Below are 17,566 nucleotides of genomic sequence, written 5' to 3' on the forward strand. Positions count from 1 at the left end.
CGTTTAATATCTTAGCGTCATTTTCTTGTCACTAAGAAAATCAAAATTGTAACGATTAGCATACAACGGATTGTGAGCTTCACAAAACACATTAAGTTATTGATTTAAGGCTCTTTATGTCATCACTCTCTGAATCATCTGCTATTAAAAACGAACGAGAGATAAACTCTGTTTATGTAAACTTATTTACTCATAAACAGATGCTTATTGATTATTTGTTCAGTACACTACCGGAAAATGACAACACTTCACTTACAAGCTTTACAGACAAAGAAACTTTTTTGTCCACATTGAATGATGAAGCCTTAATGAAATTCAATGACTTATCTAAAACCCACCTTGAACAGTGTTTTTTTCTTAGTCATAAATTCACAAAAAAAACACCCAAAGCTATAAATCTTGCTAAAGACATTCACCAAACGAACATAAAGAAGTTTTCTACATGTCTATTAGTTGTTCCAGACTCGCTACTATCATCAACTAATGATGATTTTATAAGTGTCTTTCTACAAAGCTTAAATGAGCTGGCAAATAATAAAAAAATCACTATTAGTGTTTGTATATATGGGCATCTGACGACTTCACTATTAAAGCCCATTCTTATTTCTCATAATAGACACATTGCAGGTTTGGCGACCATGACATCATTAGATGACGCTCGCTACTGCTATCTTGTGGATTTTTGGTCCAATAAACACGGTGTAATTACCCAACACGAATACATTCTCACTAAAACTAAAGATAAAACACTAAAAGCAACGTCTTACGAAACGCATCAATCTCATGTCATGCCAGAAGACAAATCGGATAGCGATAGAATCTATGTCAGCAGAAGAGCTTTCAGAGAAAGCGTGAAAGCCCCAAAAGGGATGCGTGTGGCAGAGAGCAATCAAGGACTCATAGCGATGCTAGACAACCCTCGCTCTTCAACTATTGTTTTCAGCTGTGATAACCAAAGCGAAGTTCAACAGATCGCGTTAGATTGCTACCGTTTAAGGTCCGCGTATGGCCGTCAGCTAAAGATTATTGTCAGGGAGACCCAACAATGTCTGAGATATGCAGATGAAAAGTTCTTACTTCGCTCGGGGGCAAACTTCATTTCTCACGCGCAAATCCCCCCAATGCGCTTTATGACTCAGGTTGAAGCAATTCAAGGCCAGATGCTTACACGCCCAATTCCTGACAGTTTAGAGGCGCTCTTAAAGTATGACCTTAAGTTTGGTAGCAAAGGCTACTTACAAAACCAGGACTTTAGCCAATACTGTATTGACGTCATTTCCCACTCAACACACTCAAATGTGAACTTTGCGCTTATCAAGCTGAACTTATTACCAGGTATGACGGCAGAGGAATGTTTACGTCTTTGCCATATTCGAAGAGATGGCGACGTTGTGACAGCCTGCAACAAAGCTCTATATGTCTTGTTCAGTGCTATTCGACATAGCGATATTGATATTGCACTCAACAATATATTTGAGTTCCCAGTGAGAGACTTATTTCATTCAACTCACACGTTTGATACTCAATTAGATATCGAAACAGAGTTAAAATTCATCGTTCAAGATGAAGCCGTCATATCCGACGACGTTTCAGCTCTGGCGACAGAGAGGAAAATATTCCATACCGCCACTAACTCCATTACTGATGTTCCTCCTTTGTTTGCTGTGAAAAAAACCATCGAGCTCAAGGAGCGTTCATGAATATTAACGATTTTTTACTGACCGTGATTATCAGCTCAGGTATTGGCCTACTCCTAGGATACTTTATCCGTGACCTAGTAAACGCTACCCGACGCTTTTACCACAAGCACTTAAAACGCTCGCGCTATTTTGAGCTAGATACATCAGCCACTAATACTAAGAAGCTTAAGTAATGATATCGCATTCTCATGACTCTACCCCCTCTACTATAGGATTGGGCTGGTGGAATATTTACTTTATCGCAAAAACAGCGCTCTATTTTCAAGGAATCATCGATTTCCATCCAATAGAAAACTTTGCGCTGTTGATCTTCATCCTGCTTCCTATCTCGATGAAAAGCCTAAATGCGGTACGTCATATCGTTGTATTTGTCGCCGCAGCGTGGCTCTTGCATTACGATTCTTACCTACCTCCTCTAGACCGTCTTTGGGCTCAAGCGGGACAGTTAATGCAGTTTGAATTGAGTTATCTGGTCGAGCTTTTGGGACGATTTTTATCATTCCAAGCAATACTCGGATTGCTCGCTTTGTGTGGTGCGTACTTTATTTTGAGCAAGTTCGTTAGAGTTTCAGTCTTTGTGGTTATTGCGATGGTCTATATAAGTATTCCTATGACGACTGAACCTCAGACAACAGTGGCTGCAGAAGTAGCTCAACAACAGCCGACAACCGAGGTTACTGCTAGCAAACAACCTCAAATAACGGAAATTAATGATGCCAGTTTCAACACGTTAACTGCAGATTTCTTTTCTAAAGAAGCTTCTCGACGTGTGGCATTCGATACCAACAGCGCAATGGATGCTCCTTTCGATTTGTTGTTCTTGAGTATTTGCTCGGTCGCGTGGGATGACATCGAAATTGCAGGACTGGCCGATCATCCTCTATTCAAAGAATTTGACATCATGTTCGACAACTTTAGCTCTGCAACGTCATACAGCGGGCCTGCGGTCATTCGTCTGTTACGAGCCAATTGTGGTCAACAGGAACACAGTCAACTGTTCCAGCCAGCACCATCAAAGCAGTGCTACTTGTTCGAAAGTTTGAAAGAGCTAGGCTTCACAGAAAATTTACTGATGAACCACAATGGTGTCTTTGATAGCTTCCTTGAATTGATCAAAAAAGACGGCGACTTACAAGCGGCTCTTATGTCTCAAGAAGACTTAACTCCTTACCAAAAATCTTTTGATGGCTCTTCGATCTTCCGCGATAAGCAAGTATTGGATAACTGGTGGCAGCAAAGACTTAACAGTAGTGACGACAAAGTCGTGGCACTCTACAACTCAATTTCACTACATGATGGCAACAGGATCATCAATGCGAATTCAAGCACATCTATTGCTAGCTACAAAATGCGCCTTAAGAATTTGCTTGATGATCTCCACGCGTTCTTTAAAACCTTAGAGTCCTCAAAACGCAACATCGTTGTCGCTTTGGTACCAGAACATGGTGGTGGAATGCGAGGAGACCGCATGCAAATTTCGGGTATGCGAGAAATTCCTGCACCGACAATCATTCATACACCGGTAGGAATTAAAATCTTCGGAGAAGGAATTCAGCGTCAGGGCGACACCGAACACGTAAGCGAGCCATCTAGCTATCTGGCATTGTCGCAGCTCGTTTCGAATATCCTGGATAAAAACATTTATCAAAGTAAGACGTTTAGCCCTTCAATATTGACAGAGAACCTACCAGAAACACGAGTTGTCGCGCAGAACTCAGGCTCTACTGTGATTGAAGTACAAGGGAAATATTATGTTTCTCTTGATGGTTCAAGTTGGATTGAATACCCCGCAAAATAGCGAGAGTAAAACCATGCAATGACAAAGGCCGGTGTTTCCGGCCTTTGTCATATAAAAAACCAATAACCTCTCAAAGGTCTCAGAACTTCAATTGTCTATTGTCTATAAATAGGTAAAAATGGATCGAATATTATGCACTTAAGGGAATAACTAATGCCAATTGATTCACTGATCACCATCGGTATTTTCGTCGTTCTTGCTGTCGTTATCTTATCTTCAGCCATTAAAACGGTTCCGCAAGGAAACAACTGGACAGTTGAACGCTTCGGACGCTACACCCACACATTAAAGCCGGGTTTAAACTTGATCATTCCATTCGTTGATAAAGTTGGTCAAAAAGTAAACATGATGGAGCGCGTTCTCGATATTCCTGCGCAAGAGGTCATTTCAAAAGATAACGCTAACGTGGTTATTGACGCTGTCGGATTTGTTCAAGTGATCGATGCTGCAAAAGCGGCTTATGAAGTCAACGACTTAGAACACGCTATTAGAAACTTGACCCTTACGAACATTCGTACCGTTTTAGGTTCAATGGAACTGGACGAAATGCTGAGCCAACGCGACATGATCAACTCTAAGCTGTTGGCGATTGTTGACCAAGCAACAAACCCTTGGGGCGTAAAAGTCACACGAATTGAGATTAAAGATGTCCAGCCACCAGCCGATCTGACCGCTGCAATGAATGCGCAAATGAAAGCCGAGCGTAATAAGCGTGCGGAAATTCTTGAAGCAGAAGGGGTTCGCCAAGCTGAGATATTAAAGGCCGAAGGTCATAAACAATCAGAGATATTAAAAGCTGAAGGCGAAAAGCAGTCTGCTATTCTCCATGCAGAAGCACGTGAGCGTGCCGCGCAAGCAGAAGCAAAAGCGACTTACATGGTTTCCGAAGCCATTGCAAAAGGTGACATGCAAGCCGTCAATTACTTCATTGCACAGGGTTATACCGAAGCGATCAAGAGCATTGGTCAAGCCGAAAATGGTAAAATCATTATGCTTCCATTAGAAGCAACCGGACTAATGGGCTCGGTTGCAGGGATAGCAGAAATGTTTAAACAGCAAGATAAAGAATAATTTATGGACTTTTTTAGTTTGTTGGAAGGTATCTCTTTCTGGCATTGGCTAGCGTTTGGCTTTGCTCTTTTAGCAGTTGAGCTACTTGGTACCGCAGGGTATTTTCTCTGGCTCGGGATGTCTGCACTTATCGTTGGAGCACTCATGACCGTTTTGCCAATGAGCTGGCAATTGCAATGGCTTTGCTTTGCAAGCTTCAGCTTAATCACCACCTGGCTTTGGTGGCGACGACAATGGTCTAAAGACAAGCAAGAAGACCAAGAAAGAGATCTGAACCAAAAGTACAAGCAGTTAATTGGGCGTACTCTTATCCTTGAAGAAGACTTTTCCGTCGGGCTCAATCGCATCAAGGTAGCCGATACCACATGGTCCGCACAATCGGATCAAGCACTTCCAGCCGGTACCCGCGTAAGAATCACCGATGTTGAAGGTATTATTTTAATCATTGAGCCTGATTCTAATTAATTTATGCCAAAGTAATGGGGCAAATCATGCTCCATTACTTTAATCTAAACAACTGCTTTCATTTCATTACCTTAATTAAAATCGAGAAAAAAATAAGTATTAGTAATATTATTAATACCCTACCTACCATTTCCTATTATTTAATTATTCAACACACGACAATCAATAAGATAGAAATATATCTAGGTAAATTATCGATCTAAATTTATTTTAAAAAATAAAACTTTATTGAATTATTTTTTGATCTTTTTATCCTCGGATACATACTTAACGCATAAGCATTTAAGTTGAGTGCTTTTTATTTGGTAAGTAAGAGGATGTACTATGAATAAGCTTCTCTTTTTAATGTTGTGCGGTATTTTTTCTTTTTCTTCCTTTGCCTACAACAACGGAAACGGCGGTACAACTAATTTGGGACCTATAGTCGAATGTAAGATGCCAAGTGGCGACGTTACGAATATTCCAAGTGAAATGTGTCGATTTAGAGGTGGGGAATGGGAATAGTAAAGAAGTAAGAGCTTAGTTTGATATAATAGCCCTATTCAACCTTGCCTTTCTGCGTAGTCACGGTTTATACAAGCACGTAGATATTTAAAGTTTATATTAAGGTGATTATTATGAGATTTTTATCTGGTCTATTAGTAATATCTTTTGCCATAATTCCGTTAACCACTCATGCTAATGGTGCATCCGGTGGTCGTACGTTAGGCCCAGAGATAAAGTGTGAGTTGCCAAACGGTAATGTACATATGTTGCCACCGTTATATTGCAAAATATACGACGGCCGAGAAGTGAAATAGAAAAGGAGCCTAGCGGCTCCTTTTATTATCTAATTAAGTATTAGTGGAAGCTGTAAGGGATAAGAACTTGTAGACGTAAGTCTGTTTCATCCGCATCGCCAGCACCTGCGTACTCATCACGTTCTAGGATTGTACCGTGTAAACGAATGGTAGAACCTTTAAGCGCGCCACTTTGTAGTGAGTAAGATACTGTTGCGTTAACTGCGTATTCGCTTTCGTAATCCCAGTCACCTGATGCTCCGCTTGCTGCAGAGTCAGCGCCAGTACCGTAACCAAAGCCTAGGTAGTAGTTCCAGCCGTTACCTTGGTTGTAAGATAGACGGTTGTACCATGCTAGCTCACCCGCTTTGTTCCAGTCAGACAGCGCGTCCCACCACTGAGACCAAGTACCATTGTTCATACCATATGTATGAATAGTACGAGGAACGAAGTCCGCACGGTTATCTGTGTCTGTGTAGCGCAACTCAGACATCCAAGCTAGCTTGCCGAAAGATTGATTCAAAGATAGACCAGTGTGGAAACCTAGACCATCGTATTTCACATCATCGTCAACACCGTAGAAATCAAATGCTAGAGTTGTACGGTCACTAACAGTGTACTTCAAGTAAGCCTTGTAAGAAGTGTTGTCAGTTTCGTTGTGGTAGCTAGTTACTTGACCTGCACCCCAGTCAACACCATTTGCATATTGAACGCCAGTAGCTTGACCCAAACCAAGTTGCATAAACAAGCTGTCAGTTAGGTTACCGTTTAGGCCTAGAGAGTGTAGGTAGCTCCATGAAGTGTCAGACCAAAGCGCTGGTGCGTAATCATCTTCGTGAAGCAGCCAAGGTGCTGTAAATTGGTCTGCGCCAAAGTAGCTTAGGTTGAAATCACCAAGTTTAGCGTTTAGTTCGAAACCACGGTAAGTACCAGGTACAAAGCTCCAAACGTTACCGATTGTACCGTTACCACCAGCCTGTAACATACCGAAACGAGCATTAAAGTTTTCGTTTGCTTTGAATTTCAGCGCTGCTTTGTAAACTTTAAGCTGCTGACCATCACCTGCACCCCAGTCTAGGTTGTTACAAGTTGAGATTTCGTTACATAGGTAGCCTTCGTTTGAATTGTAAAGACTATCGTTGTAAAGATCGCCAGAGTAGTAAGCCGCAACATCTGCGCCCACCCAACCATCGTGGTAGCCAGAAGTGAAGTCTAAAATTGCGTTGTAAGAAGAGTAGTTTAGACGACTCCAACGGTCACCATTTTCACCGCCGGGCTTACCTGTTGTACGAGTTCGTGAACGAGTATCAACTATGAATAATGCATTCAGACTTGAGTCTTGCATAAATTCGTTCACTTTCTCTACGTACTCGCCACCTGCTGCACTTTCAGTAGACGCTGTAGCTGGAGCGACAGCAACAACACCAAACATTGCTGCGGTTAACGCTGAAACCTTAAAAAATTTGTCCATGGAAAAACTCCTAAAAATGGATATAGCTGTATTTTTCTATCTCACCTTTAGTTGGCCGCCGAAGGAGAGAAGTAAATTCCTGATCAAACCTCATTATTTCTAATTTGGCTTTTTTTAGTTCCTGCATACACACCGTGTATCCACGTGATTAAGACTAACTTCGCAGCTAAAAACATCCAAATGGAACTTATTTTTTTTCTAAAAAAATATGAGCCACTCCAAAGTTCCATATAACTTATTGATCCAGATCTTATTTTTAACAACATCAACACAACACAATAAATTATTATTTAAAATCAAACACTTAAATTGAACTCAAAAGTATCAACTTGAAGTCACTCGCAGACTAAAAAAGCCAAAAAAACCAATAACCCAAGGTTCGATCTTGATCACTGAAAAGAACAAAGGCATCAATTACTCAATAAAAAAACACTTAATTATGAACAATAAAAAGCCCCGCATGCTTACCATACGGGGCTTTTAGTTATTTTTTAGCTTTTTTGAGAAGACTTAATTCATCAGTTCGAGTAAGTCTTGTTCTGTTTTAATTTCGATACCCAGTTCTTGTGCCTTTGCGAGCTTCGAACCTGCATTTTCACCAGCAAACAAAATATCGGTTTTCTTAGAAACACTACCCGTCACTTTAGCCCCCAGTGCTTGGAGGGCTTCTTTGGCTTCTGTACGCCCCAGTTGAGAAAGTGTTCCCGTTAATACTACTGTTTTACCTTCTAATGGTAATTCCCCCACCTGCTCAGTAGTATTAATCTCTGGCCAATGAATTCCTTGTTCAAGCAAATCTTTAACCACCGCTTGGTTCTGTTCTTCACTAAAGAAAGTCGTAATATGTTGAGCAACCACAGCACCGATGTCTTGCACTTCAATCAACTGCTCTTCGGTAGCATTTTGGATCGCTCCCAACGTTTTAAAGTGCATTGCTAAGTTTGCTGCGGTTGCCTCGCCAACTTCACGGATCCCCAGTGAATACAAAAACCGAGGTAAAGTTGTTTCTTTGGATTTTTCTAACGCATTCACAATATTCTGCGCAGACTTTGGCCCCATGCGATCTAGTACGGTTAAAATCCCCGCTGATAACTTAAATAAGTCAGCAGGAGTTTTCACCATCTCACGATCAACAAGCTGCTCGATCACTTTATCGCCTAAACCGTCAACGTCTAACGCTTTACGAGAAACAAAGTGTTTTAGCGCTTGTTTGCGTTGGGCTTGGCAAACTAAGCCCCCCATACAACGTGTTACCGCTTCTCCTTCGATCCGCTCAACATGCGAACCACAAACAGGACACTGAGTTGGGAAAACAATATCTCGAGCTGTTTCTGGTCGACGCTCTTTGATGACAGAAACGACTTGGGGAATAACATCGCCAGCACGGCGGATCACAACGTGATCACCAATCTTGACCTGCAGACGTTCAATCTCATCTGCGTTATGAAGCGTCGCATTACTTACCGTTACCCCGCCAACAAATACAGGCTCTAGTTTAGCAACAGGTGTAATCGCACCAGTGCGACCGACTTGGAACTCCACTTCATTCAGTGTCGTCATTTCTTCCTGTGCTGGGAATTTGTAGGCAATCGCCCAACGTGGAGCGCGAGCAACAAAACCCAGACGCTCTTGCACGGCAATATCGTCAATTTTAATAACGACACCATCGATCTCATAAGGGAGGGCATCACGACGCTGCAATATATCTTGGTAGTAAGCTTTTACATCCGCCAAGCTTTCAACTCGCTTAGTTTCCGGACACATTGGCAGTCCCCAAGATTTGATTTGCAAAAAGCGTTCGTAATGACTTGCTGCCAATTCTGCACCTTGCACCACGCCTACACTGTATGCATAGAAGCTAAGCGGACGAGAAGCCGTAATACGTGAATCCAATTGTCGTAAGCTACCTGCCGCAGCGTTACGTGGATTAACAAAGATTTTCTCGCCTTTCTTCCTTGCTAATTCATTGAGCTTTTCAAACCCAGCTTTCGGCATAAAGACTTCACCACGAACTTCAAGACGATTTGGCCAGTCATTACCTCTGAGTTTTAAAGGAATAGCTTTAATCGTACGCACATTCTCTGTGATGTTTTCACCCGTAGTACCATCGCCTCGAGTGGCCGCCTGAACTAAAACGCCATTCTCATATAACAAACTTACGGCGAGTCCATCCAATTTAGGCTCACAACAGTATTCTTTCACACTCTGGCTGCCCACGCGCTCTTGTGCGCGCTTGTGGAAACTATCGAGTTCACTATCATCAAACGCGTTATCAAGCGAAAGCATCGGTACTTCATGTGTCACTTGGCTAAACGCAGAGAGAGGTTGCCCACCGACACGTTGGCTTGGCGAGTCTACGGTTATTAAGTCAGGGTTCTCTGCTTCAATATCCAGTAACTCTCGCATTAAACGGTCGTACTCGGCATCAGGGATCTCTGGGTTATCTTCCACGTAGTAACGCACAGCGTGGTAATGCAACGACTCTTTTAGTTCTTCTAGTCGCTGAAGTACTGATTCAGACATAGTAAAGCCCCGTGTATTTTCAATCGGTGAGGTTGGGAAATCCAAGAAAAAGGGCTCCATCCGGAGCCCTATTATTATTTGCTGTTAAGATTATGCGTTAGCGGCATTAAACTCAACTATTTGACGTCGATAAGATGCTAAACGATCTGGCGTCATTAAGTTGCGCTGGTCATCAAGTACGTTACCACCTAAGTCATCAGCAATTTGCTGCGCAGTTCGGAGCATTAAGTTGAAGTTCTGTTCAGCCTCGCCATAACAAGGCAATGTCATGAAGAATGAAATACCCTTCGTTGTAAACTCAGCAGGATCAGCATGCTCAAACGTACCAGGGTGCATCATATTAGCGACGCTAAACAGCACTTTGCCGTTACCGGACAAGTCGACATGACGGTGGAAAATATCCATTTCGCCATAAATTAGACCGTTTTGTTGCATACTTTCAAATAAAGCAGTACCAACAAATGGCTCTTCACCAGCACAGTGCACATTCAATACAATCACTTGCATTTCAGGTTCTGGCTTTGGCTCTTCCTTAGGCTCTGCAACGACAGGCTCACTAACCGTTTCGACTTGCTGTTCTTTCTCCGTAATATCAAACGCGGCGGGAATAGCGTCTTCTTCCACAGCGGGCTGGAATGGCTCTTCAGCTACTGTTGCTTGAACAACAGGCTCAACGTCCTCTTCTTTATCTTTTTCTGCAACAAATGAAGGGATGTCATCCAGCTCCTGCTGCGTCTGTTTGACTTCAGATGGACCACCGAATAACGGGTCAGATTCAAACTTGTTGTCGAAAGAGCTCGCCATCCCAAAATCTGGTTCTTTGCGATCTTTGCGAATGATCTCAAAGTCATCTTCAGGAGCGGGAGCGAAGTCTCGTTCTTTCTCAACAAGATCATTTTTGTCTTCTTGGTCAACATCCAGCTTACCAAGTGGCTTGTTACCAAACTTTGCTTTGCCTTCTTTTTTACTGCTCCATAAACCATGAAACAGTAATGCCGCGATGGCTAATGCGCCAACAACAATGAGTACGAATCGCAATTCCTGCATTATTTACTCTCAATATACTTGTTTTTACTACTCGCAGTTCCTTGAGCAGCAACCCAAGTGCAATAAATCTGAATGATACGTTTACTTTACCAAAACTATATGTAGATTTAGAACAACTTAATGCAAGAAGTTCCGTTTTTTGTTGTGATTCTTGCCACGATTCCACTTAACAAGACGTCATTTGTCAGGGCATTGAAAGAAAAGTCCTCACAGGTACAATGAGTTTTCATTTACACGAAGCCAAAATAGACATGAAGCAAAACAATCAGCAGAGAACCGGGTTCGGTTATTTTCTATACGGGATACAATTGGCACTTGCCCCTAAAATCAGGCGCTTTGTCATCTTACCTCTACTTGCAAATATCTTGCTTGTAGGTGGTGCCATCTTCTATCTATTTTCAAACCTTAATATATGGATAGAAGGCTGGATTGGGCAGCTGCCTGAGTTTTTATCCTGGTTAACTTACATTCTTTGGCCTTTACTCGCTCTGACGATACTCGCTACCTTCTCCTATTTTTTCAGCACGCTCGCGAACTTTATCGCCGCGCCATTCAATGGCCTCTTGGCTGAAAAAGTGGAAGAGTACTTAACGGGACAAAAAGTAAATGATGATGGTTTCACTGCCGTCCTGAAAGATGTTCCTCGCGTTTTAGCTCGTGAGTGGAGAAAGCTCCTTTACATATTACCTAAAGCAATAGGCCTATTCCTATTATTGCTCATCCCTGCCCTTGGACAAACAGTAGGCCCATTTTTATGGTTTATCTTTACCGCCTGGATGCTCGCGATTCAATATTGTGACTACCCGTTTGATAACCATAAAATCCCATTTAACGACATGCGTTACAAATTGAAACAAAAGCAAGGTAAGGCCTATGGCTTTGGGGTATTGGTGTCTGTGTTTACGACGATCCCAATTTTGAACCTCATTGTCATGCCTGTAGCAATATGTGGTGCAACCGCTATGTGGGTCGCGGAGTTTAAGCACCAACGATAGTCGATTAGAGATGAAGGAAAGGGATCAGCGCCAGCTTTTCCCTTTTCTTTTATCAAGTTCTGGGCCAACCTAATAAGATATAACTTTTTAATCCTTTTCCCTTTTTTTCATACCGCATATTCTTCTATCCATATTCACACAACGTGTAATGAAGGAACATCACTATGAGCAAAATCTACGAAGATAACTCTCTTACTATTGGTAATACACCTCTCGTTCGTCTAAACAAAGTAAGTAAAGGCAAAGTTCTCGCAAAAATTGAAGCGCGTAACCCTAGCTTCAGTGTTAAGTGCCGTATCGGTGCAAACATGATCTGGGAAGCAGAGAAAGCGGGCCTTCTTAAGCCAGGTGTAGAGCTTGTAGAACCTACCAGTGGTAACACTGGTGTTGCTCTAGCATTCGTAGCGGCTGCTCGCGGTTACAAGCTAACATTGACCATGCCTGAATCAATGAGCCTAGAACGCCGTAAGCTACTAAAAGCACTAGGCGCGAACCTTGAGCTGACTGAAGCGGCGAAAGGCATGAAAGGGGCGATTGCTAAAGCAGAAGAAATCGTAGCAAGCAACCCTGAGAAGTACCTACTTCTTCAACAATTTGACAACCCAGCGAACCCAGAAATCCACGAAAAGACTACGGGCCCTGAGATTTGGGAAGCGACAGACGGTGAAATCGACGTATTCGTTGCTGGTGTTGGTACGGGCGGTACTATTACAGGTACTAGCCGTTACATCAAAGGTGAAAAAGGCAAAGCCATCACTTCTGTTGCAGTTGAGCCAGCAGAGTCTCCGGTTATTGCACAAGCACTTGCTGGCGAAGAAATCCAACCTGCCCCACACAAAATTCAAGGTATCGGTGCTGGTTTCATCCCTGGTAACCTCGATTTAGACATTATTGACCGTGTTGAGCAAGTTACCTCAGAAGAAGCGATTGAGATGGCTCGTCGCCTAATGGAAGAGGAAGGTATCCTAGCTGGTATCTCATCTGGCGCAGCGGTTGTTGCAGCGAACCGACTTGCGGAACTACCTGAATTTGAAGGAAAAACAATTGTAACTGTCTTGCCAAGTTCCGGTGAGCGTTACCTAAGTACAGCACTCTTTGCAGGTATCTTTACCGAAAAAGAGAACCAACAATAATATGTGTTCAAATCAATTTTTAGTTTAAAAAAGCCCCGTTTAGGGGCTTTTTTGTTGATCCCTGCCCTACCTTTGGTAATATCAGGGTGTTTTATTTCTAGCTTCAAAATAAAGAAGCAGAACACAAAAAGGTTTCAAAGTGATTACGCACGCAAACAGTTGCGTAGTTACCAAACTTTTGACTAGTATCAGAACTGACACGCTTTGAACTCTTCCCGTGCTAGCGCACAAGATGTAAAGCAGTTAAGCTAAAATCTGGTCACAAACTAACAAAAAAATACATTTATTGGGGTATATCACATGTACGAGAAGCAAGTAGAAATCACAGCAGAAAACGGCCTTCACACTCGTCCAGCTGCACAGTTTGTTAAAGAAGCAAAAGCATTCGACGCAGACATCACTGTGACTTCTAACGGTAAAAGCGCTAGCGCTAAGAGCCTGTTCAAACTACAAACACTAGGCCTAGTAAAAGGTACTCAAGTTACTATTTCTGCTGAAGGCCCACAAGCTCAGCAAGCAGTTGACCACCTAGTTGCTCTAATGGACCAACTACACTAATCCGGTCTCCTACTCCAGAAGCCATTTTGTGAAAGCAAAATGGCTTCGTTGGAAATAGGCTCAAAACTAAGCTAAAACTATTCGTTAGCGCACCCATTATTCTCCCGTTTTATAAAGTTGACCAAACTTAAGGTAAGGCTATGATTTCAGGCATCCTAGCATCTCCTGGTATTGCAATCGGTAAAGCACTACTACTTCAAGAAGATGAAATTGTCCTAAACACAAACACTATTTCTGACGATCAAGTAGAAGCTGAAGTTCAGCGTTTCTTTGACGCTCGTAACAAATCTGCAGCTCAGCTAGAAACTATCAAGCAAAAAGCGCTTGAAACGTTTGGCGAAGAAAAAGAAGCGATCTTTGAAGGTCACATCATGCTTCTTGAAGACGAAGAGCTAGAAGAGGAAATCCTAGCACTTATCAAAAACGACAAGATGACTGCTGATCACGCTATCCACTCAGTGATCGAAGAGCAAGCATGTGCTCTTGAGTCTCTAGACGACGAATACTTAAAAGAGCGTGCAACTGACATCCGCGATATCGGTTCTCGTTTTGTTAAGAACGCACTAGGCATCAACATTGTTTCGCTTAGCGATATCAACGAAGAAGTAATTCTTGTTGCTTACGACCTAACGCCATCTGAAACTGCACAAATTAACCTAGACTATGTGCTTGGTTTTGCTTGTGACATTGGTGGTCGTACATCTCACACTTCAATCATGGCTCGCTCACTTGAGCTTCCAGCTATCGTTGGTACTAACGACATCACGAAGAAAGTTAAGAATGGCGACATGCTGATTCTTGACGCAATGAACAACAAGATTGTTGTTAACCCATCAGAAGCTGAGCTAGAAGAAGCAAAAGCGGTTAAAGCAGCATTCCTAGCTGAAAAAGAAGAGCTAGCGAAACTGAAAGACCTACACGCAGAAACGACTGACGGTCACCGTGTAGAAGTTTGCGGTAACATCGGTACAGTGAAAGACTGTGACGGTATCCTTCGTAACGGCGGTGAAGGTGTTGGTCTGTACCGTACTGAATTCCTATTTATGGACCGTACTGCGCTACCAACTGAAGAAGAACAGTACCAAGCGTACAAAGAAGTTGCGGAAGCAATGAACGGTCAAGCTGTGATCATCCGTACTATGGATATCGGCGGCGATAAAGATCTCCCATACATGGATCTTCCAAAAGAGATGAACCCATTCCTAGGCTGGCGCGCTGTACGTATCAGTCTAGATCGTCGTGAAATCCTTCGTGATCAGCTACGTGGCATTCTACGTGCTTCTGCACACGGCAAACTGCGTATCATGTTCCCAATGATCATCTCTGTCGAAGAAATCCGTGAGCTTAAGAAAGCGATCGAAGAGTACAAAGAAGAGCTACGCGCTGAAGGCCACGCGTTCGACGAAAACATCGAAATCGGTGTTATGGTTGAAACTCCTGCTGCTGCTGCGATCGCACACCACTTAGCGAAGGAAGTATCTTTCTTCTCTATCGGTACAAACGACCTAACTCAGTACACACTAGCGGTTGACCGTGGTAACGAGATGATTTCTCACCTATACAACCCACTATCACCTGCTGTACTTACTGTGATCAAGCAAGTTATCGACGCTTCTCACGCAGAAGGTAAATGGACTGGTATGTGTGGTGAACTTGCAGGTGACGAGCGTGCAACACTTCTACTTCTAGGTATGGGTCTGGACGAGTTCTCAATGAGCGGCATTTCAATCCCTAAAGTGAAGAAAGTAGTTCGTAACTCTAACTTCGCAGAAGTGAAAGCAATGGCTGAAGAAGCCCTTTCTCTACCGACAGCAGAAGAAATCGAAGCCGTGGTAGAAAAGTTTATTGCTGAGAAAGCTCAGTAATCGGTAGTACCAAGTAATTCAATACTTAATGGCCATTAGACGGCGAAAAAAGTCGTCTAATGAGCTATATTGGTATACTATAATTCGACAGAATAAAACCAAACCTTAGGAGCATGACACAATGGGTCTGTTTGACAAACTTAAGAAGCTTGTATCTGATGACAGCGCTGACGCTGGTGCTATCGAAATCATCGCGCCACTTTCTGGTGAGATTGTAAACATCGAAGACGTGCCAGATGTTGTTTTCGCTGAGAAAATCGTTGGTGACGGTATTGCTATCAAGCCAGCAGGCAACAAAATGGTAGCTCCTGTAAACGGTACTATCGGTAAGATCTTCGAAACTAACCATGCGTTCTCTATCGAGTCTGACGACGGTGTTGAGCTTTTCGTTCACTTCGGTATCGACACAGTTGAACTAAAAGGCGAAGGCTTCACGCGTATCGCTGAAGAAGGTCAAACTGTTAAAGCTGGCGACACTGTAATTGAATTCGATCTAGCTCTTCTAGAAGAGAAAGCGAAGTCAACGCTAACTCCAGTTGTTATCTCTAACATGGACGAAATCAAAGAGCTAAACAAGCTTTCTGGTTCTGTAACTGTTGGTGAAACTCCAGTTCTACGTGTAACTAAGTAATTTTTACTTAATCGAACACGAAAAAAACGCTGCCAATGGCAGCGTTTTTTATTATCTGACTTTTTTCTGAGCGATGTGCATCGCTGAAACACGTTCAACTGAGCAAGCCTAGTGCTGAGCTCGGCCTTTGCTTCGCTTGAGCGAGTAATGCAGTTGTCGCATCTTGGAGCACTTGAGAACGCACCATTTCCGTAGATTCTCTTGCGAAGTCTGTATCTCTTATTCGACTCTTGGACTCTGTAACACTCCGATTCACAGTATTTAAGTTATCCATCGAGCCGTTTACACGGTTCTGAAAGCTGCCAATTTCACTTCGGTGCGAATCAACGTACTTAATTGCTGCATCAATCACCCCAACTGAAAGCTGAGCCTTACCTGCCGTCGACATATCAATGTCATCCATTGTGACTAATTGACCAGCGCTCACATCAAGCTCATCCGCTAAACTCCCTTCGAGAACCACACCCTCTGGCGCCTTCATCATAGAAGCGAAGAATTGCAGTTCGTTGTTTTCCGTTACTGAAGCATTCACTATCGATTGTTGAGCATTGATGTAAGTGGCGACCTGTTCTATACGGTCACCCAATTTGAGTCCAATGGATTCCGTTTGGGTTTGTCCTTTACTGTCTTGGTATTCGACTTTTAGGGTTTGGTTATCTTTAGTGACTCGCCAATCTTTATCGACCGCATCACCAACATAATGCTGCCCTCCCATCTCTGGGATATGGCTACGCATGTTACGTAACGTCAAAGAGATTGAATTAGCGTTCGCGCCAATATGGAAACTTTGTGAACCGTAAGATCCATCAAACAGGTTTTTATCCGCAAATGTTGTCGTGATCGCGACACGATCAAGCTCATCTTGCAGCGCTACGACCTCATATTGAATACTTTGCCGATCACTTGAGTCATAACTGCCGTTTGCTGCTTGAAGCCCCAGAGAGCGTAAGCGTTGCAATATTTCACTGCTTTCGTGCAATGCTCCCTCCGCTGTTTGAGCAACAGAAAAAGCGTCGTGCGCATTTCTTAAGGCGACATCAAGCCCTCTCGTTTGTACATGGAGAGTATTCGATATCTGTAAACCTGCCGCATCATCGCTCGCCGAGTTGATTCGAAACCCCGAAGTTAGGTTGCGTTGTGACTCAACATTTTGCGCAGCTGCTTGACTCAGGTGTCTCTGCGCCACCATCGCAGAAACATTGGAATTTAAAGAGATCATCTAATCGATATGAATGCCTTATCGAACATACTGTCAGGACACATCTGAATCGTTATAGCCAATAAGCAAAAAGCCAGGGATGAGCCTGGCTTTGGTTTCTTGCTTTGTTAAAGTGATTAACCTAGCAGACTTAGCGCTGAGTTAGGCGCTTGTTTCGCTTGCGCAAGGATTGAGCTTGACGCTTGCGATAGAATTTGTGATTTGGTCATTGCCGTTGTTTCTTTCGCGAAGTCAGTATCTTTGATACGGCTCTTCGACGCATTCACGTTCTCGTTAATGTTGTCCAAGTTGCTGATTGCGTGGTTGAAACG

16 protein-coding genes are annotated in these 17,566 nt (G+C 42.9%); 11 read left to right on the plus strand and 5 right to left on the minus strand.

Annotation, left to right across the window (positions count from 1 at the left end):
- The first annotated feature begins 116 nt into the window (after positions 1–116).
- From bcsE to R7190_RS17985, 6 genes are all read left to right on the plus strand, one after another.
- Positions 117–1,700, plus strand: a complete 1,584-nt coding sequence (bcsE, locus tag R7190_RS17960) for a cellulose biosynthesis protein BcsE (RefSeq protein WP_053303303.1) — start codon at positions 117–119, stop codon at positions 1,698–1,700.
- Complete coding sequence (locus R7190_RS17965; protein WP_017819966.1) at positions 1,697–1,873, plus strand: hypothetical protein; 177 nt, start codon at positions 1,697–1,699, stop codon at positions 1,871–1,873. The genes bcsE and R7190_RS17965 overlap by 4 nt, the downstream gene beginning before the upstream one ends.
- Entirely contained in the window at positions 1,873–3,498 is a 1,626-nt protein-coding gene (gene bcsG / locus R7190_RS17970) for a cellulose biosynthesis protein BcsG (protein WP_025767002.1), read from the plus strand. Before R7190_RS17965 ends, bcsG begins: the two co-directional genes overlap by 1 nt.
- A 153-nt stretch (positions 3,499–3,651) precedes the next feature.
- On the plus strand, positions 3,652–4,569 hold the full coding sequence (locus R7190_RS17975; RefSeq protein ID WP_005382060.1) for an SPFH domain-containing protein: 918 nt from the start codon (positions 3,652–3,654) through the stop codon (positions 4,567–4,569).
- 3 nt (positions 4,570–4,572) lie between these two features.
- A complete protein-coding gene (locus R7190_RS17980; RefSeq protein ID WP_017634826.1) occupies positions 4,573–5,034 on the plus strand; it encodes an NfeD family protein in 462 nt (153 codons plus the stop codon).
- A gap of 617 nt (positions 5,035–5,651) precedes the next feature.
- Positions 5,652–5,834, plus strand: coding sequence for a hypothetical protein (locus tag R7190_RS17985; protein WP_021707681.1), 183 nt, complete (start codon positions 5,652–5,654; stop codon positions 5,832–5,834).
- Positions 5,835–5,874: 40 nt separating this feature from the next.
- On the opposite strand, the gene R7190_RS17990 is transcribed toward R7190_RS17985, so the two are convergent.
- The 3 genes from R7190_RS17990 to zipA form a co-directional block, all read right to left on the minus strand.
- Positions 5,875–7,284: a hypothetical protein gene (locus R7190_RS17990; protein ID WP_005382055.1), complete on the minus strand. Its 1,410-nt coding sequence runs from the start codon at positions 7,282–7,284 to the stop codon at positions 5,875–5,877.
- Positions 7,285–7,794: 510 nt separating this feature from the next.
- A complete protein-coding gene (gene ligA / locus R7190_RS17995; RefSeq protein ID WP_017819968.1) occupies positions 7,795–9,807 on the minus strand; it encodes an NAD-dependent DNA ligase LigA in 2,013 nt (670 codons plus the stop codon).
- A gap of 90 nt (positions 9,808–9,897) precedes the next feature.
- A complete protein-coding gene (zipA, locus tag R7190_RS18000; protein ID WP_186584430.1) occupies positions 9,898–10,854 on the minus strand; it encodes a cell division protein ZipA in 957 nt (318 codons plus the stop codon).
- A 251-nt stretch (positions 10,855–11,105) separates the two neighbouring features.
- On the opposite strand from zipA, the gene cysZ reads away from it, so the two are divergent.
- From cysZ to crr, 5 genes are all read left to right on the plus strand, one after another.
- Positions 11,106–11,849 (plus strand): sulfate transporter CysZ, encoded by a 744-nt coding sequence (gene cysZ, locus R7190_RS18005; RefSeq protein ID WP_025998633.1) that lies wholly within the window; start codon positions 11,106–11,108, stop codon positions 11,847–11,849.
- Positions 11,850–12,013: 164 nt separating this feature from the next.
- Positions 12,014–12,982: a cysteine synthase A gene (gene cysK, locus R7190_RS18010; protein WP_005382045.1), complete on the plus strand. Its 969-nt coding sequence runs from the start codon at positions 12,014–12,016 to the stop codon at positions 12,980–12,982.
- Between the two features lie 300 nt (positions 12,983–13,282).
- Positions 13,283–13,540, plus strand: coding sequence for an HPr family phosphocarrier protein (locus R7190_RS18015; protein ID WP_005382043.1), 258 nt, complete (start codon positions 13,283–13,285; stop codon positions 13,538–13,540).
- Positions 13,541–13,680: 140 nt separating this feature from the next.
- Positions 13,681–15,405, plus strand: a complete 1,725-nt coding sequence (ptsI, locus tag R7190_RS18020; protein ID WP_005389298.1) for a phosphoenolpyruvate-protein phosphotransferase PtsI — start codon at positions 13,681–13,683, stop codon at positions 15,403–15,405.
- A gap of 121 nt (positions 15,406–15,526) precedes the next feature.
- Entirely contained in the window at positions 15,527–16,036 is a 510-nt protein-coding gene (gene crr, locus R7190_RS18025) for a PTS glucose transporter subunit IIA (protein WP_005382041.1), read from the plus strand.
- Positions 16,037–16,130: 94 nt separating this feature from the next.
- On the opposite strand, the gene R7190_RS18030 is transcribed toward crr, so the two are convergent.
- Together R7190_RS18030 and R7190_RS18035 are read right to left on the minus strand one after the other, a co-directional pair.
- Positions 16,131–17,255 carry a flagellin gene (locus tag R7190_RS18030; protein ID WP_132936482.1) on the minus strand — a complete coding sequence of 375 codons (1,125 nt, stop codon included), beginning with the start codon at positions 17,253–17,255 and terminating at the stop codon, positions 16,131–16,133.
- 116 nt (positions 17,256–17,371) lie between these two features.
- On the minus strand, positions 17,372–17,566 hold a 195-nt coding region (locus tag R7190_RS18035; RefSeq protein WP_031855108.1), incomplete at its 5' end, for a flagellin.

It is taken from the genome of Vibrio sp. 1078-1, assembly GCF_033340475.1.

Excerpts from the sequence above, each read along its gene's own strand:
- bcsE (WP_053303303.1), top strand. The coding sequence starts at position 117 with ATGTCATCACTCTCTGAATCATCTGCTATTAAAAACGAACGAGAGATA.
- R7190_RS17965 (WP_017819966.1), top strand. The coding sequence starts at position 1,697 with ATGAATATTAACGATTTTTTACTGACCGTGATTATCAGCTCAGGTATT.
- bcsG (WP_025767002.1), top strand. The coding sequence starts at position 1,873 with ATGATATCGCATTCTCATGACTCTACCCCCTCTACTATAGGATTGGGC.
- R7190_RS17975 (WP_005382060.1), top strand. The coding sequence starts at position 3,652 with ATGCCAATTGATTCACTGATCACCATCGGTATTTTCGTCGTTCTTGCT.
- R7190_RS17980 (WP_017634826.1), top strand. The coding sequence starts at position 4,573 with ATGGACTTTTTTAGTTTGTTGGAAGGTATCTCTTTCTGGCATTGGCTA.
- R7190_RS17985 (WP_021707681.1), top strand. The coding sequence starts at position 5,652 with ATGAGATTTTTATCTGGTCTATTAGTAATATCTTTTGCCATAATTCCG.
- R7190_RS17990 (WP_005382055.1), bottom strand. The coding sequence starts at position 7,284 with ATGGACAAATTTTTTAAGGTTTCAGCGTTAACCGCAGCAATGTTTGGT.
- ligA (WP_017819968.1), bottom strand. The coding sequence starts at position 9,807 with ATGTCTGAATCAGTACTTCAGCGACTAGAAGAACTAAAAGAGTCGTTG.
- zipA (WP_186584430.1), bottom strand. The coding sequence starts at position 10,854 with ATGCAGGAATTGCGATTCGTACTCATTGTTGTTGGCGCATTAGCCATC.
- cysZ (WP_025998633.1), top strand. The coding sequence starts at position 11,106 with ATGAAGCAAAACAATCAGCAGAGAACCGGGTTCGGTTATTTTCTATAC.
- cysK (WP_005382045.1), top strand. The coding sequence starts at position 12,014 with ATGAGCAAAATCTACGAAGATAACTCTCTTACTATTGGTAATACACCT.
- R7190_RS18015 (WP_005382043.1), top strand. The coding sequence starts at position 13,283 with ATGTACGAGAAGCAAGTAGAAATCACAGCAGAAAACGGCCTTCACACT.
- ptsI (WP_005389298.1), top strand. The coding sequence starts at position 13,681 with ATGATTTCAGGCATCCTAGCATCTCCTGGTATTGCAATCGGTAAAGCA.
- crr (WP_005382041.1), top strand. The coding sequence starts at position 15,527 with ATGGGTCTGTTTGACAAACTTAAGAAGCTTGTATCTGATGACAGCGCT.
- R7190_RS18030 (WP_132936482.1), bottom strand. The coding sequence starts at position 17,255 with ATGATCTCTTTAAATTCCAATGTTTCTGCGATGGTGGCGCAGAGACAC.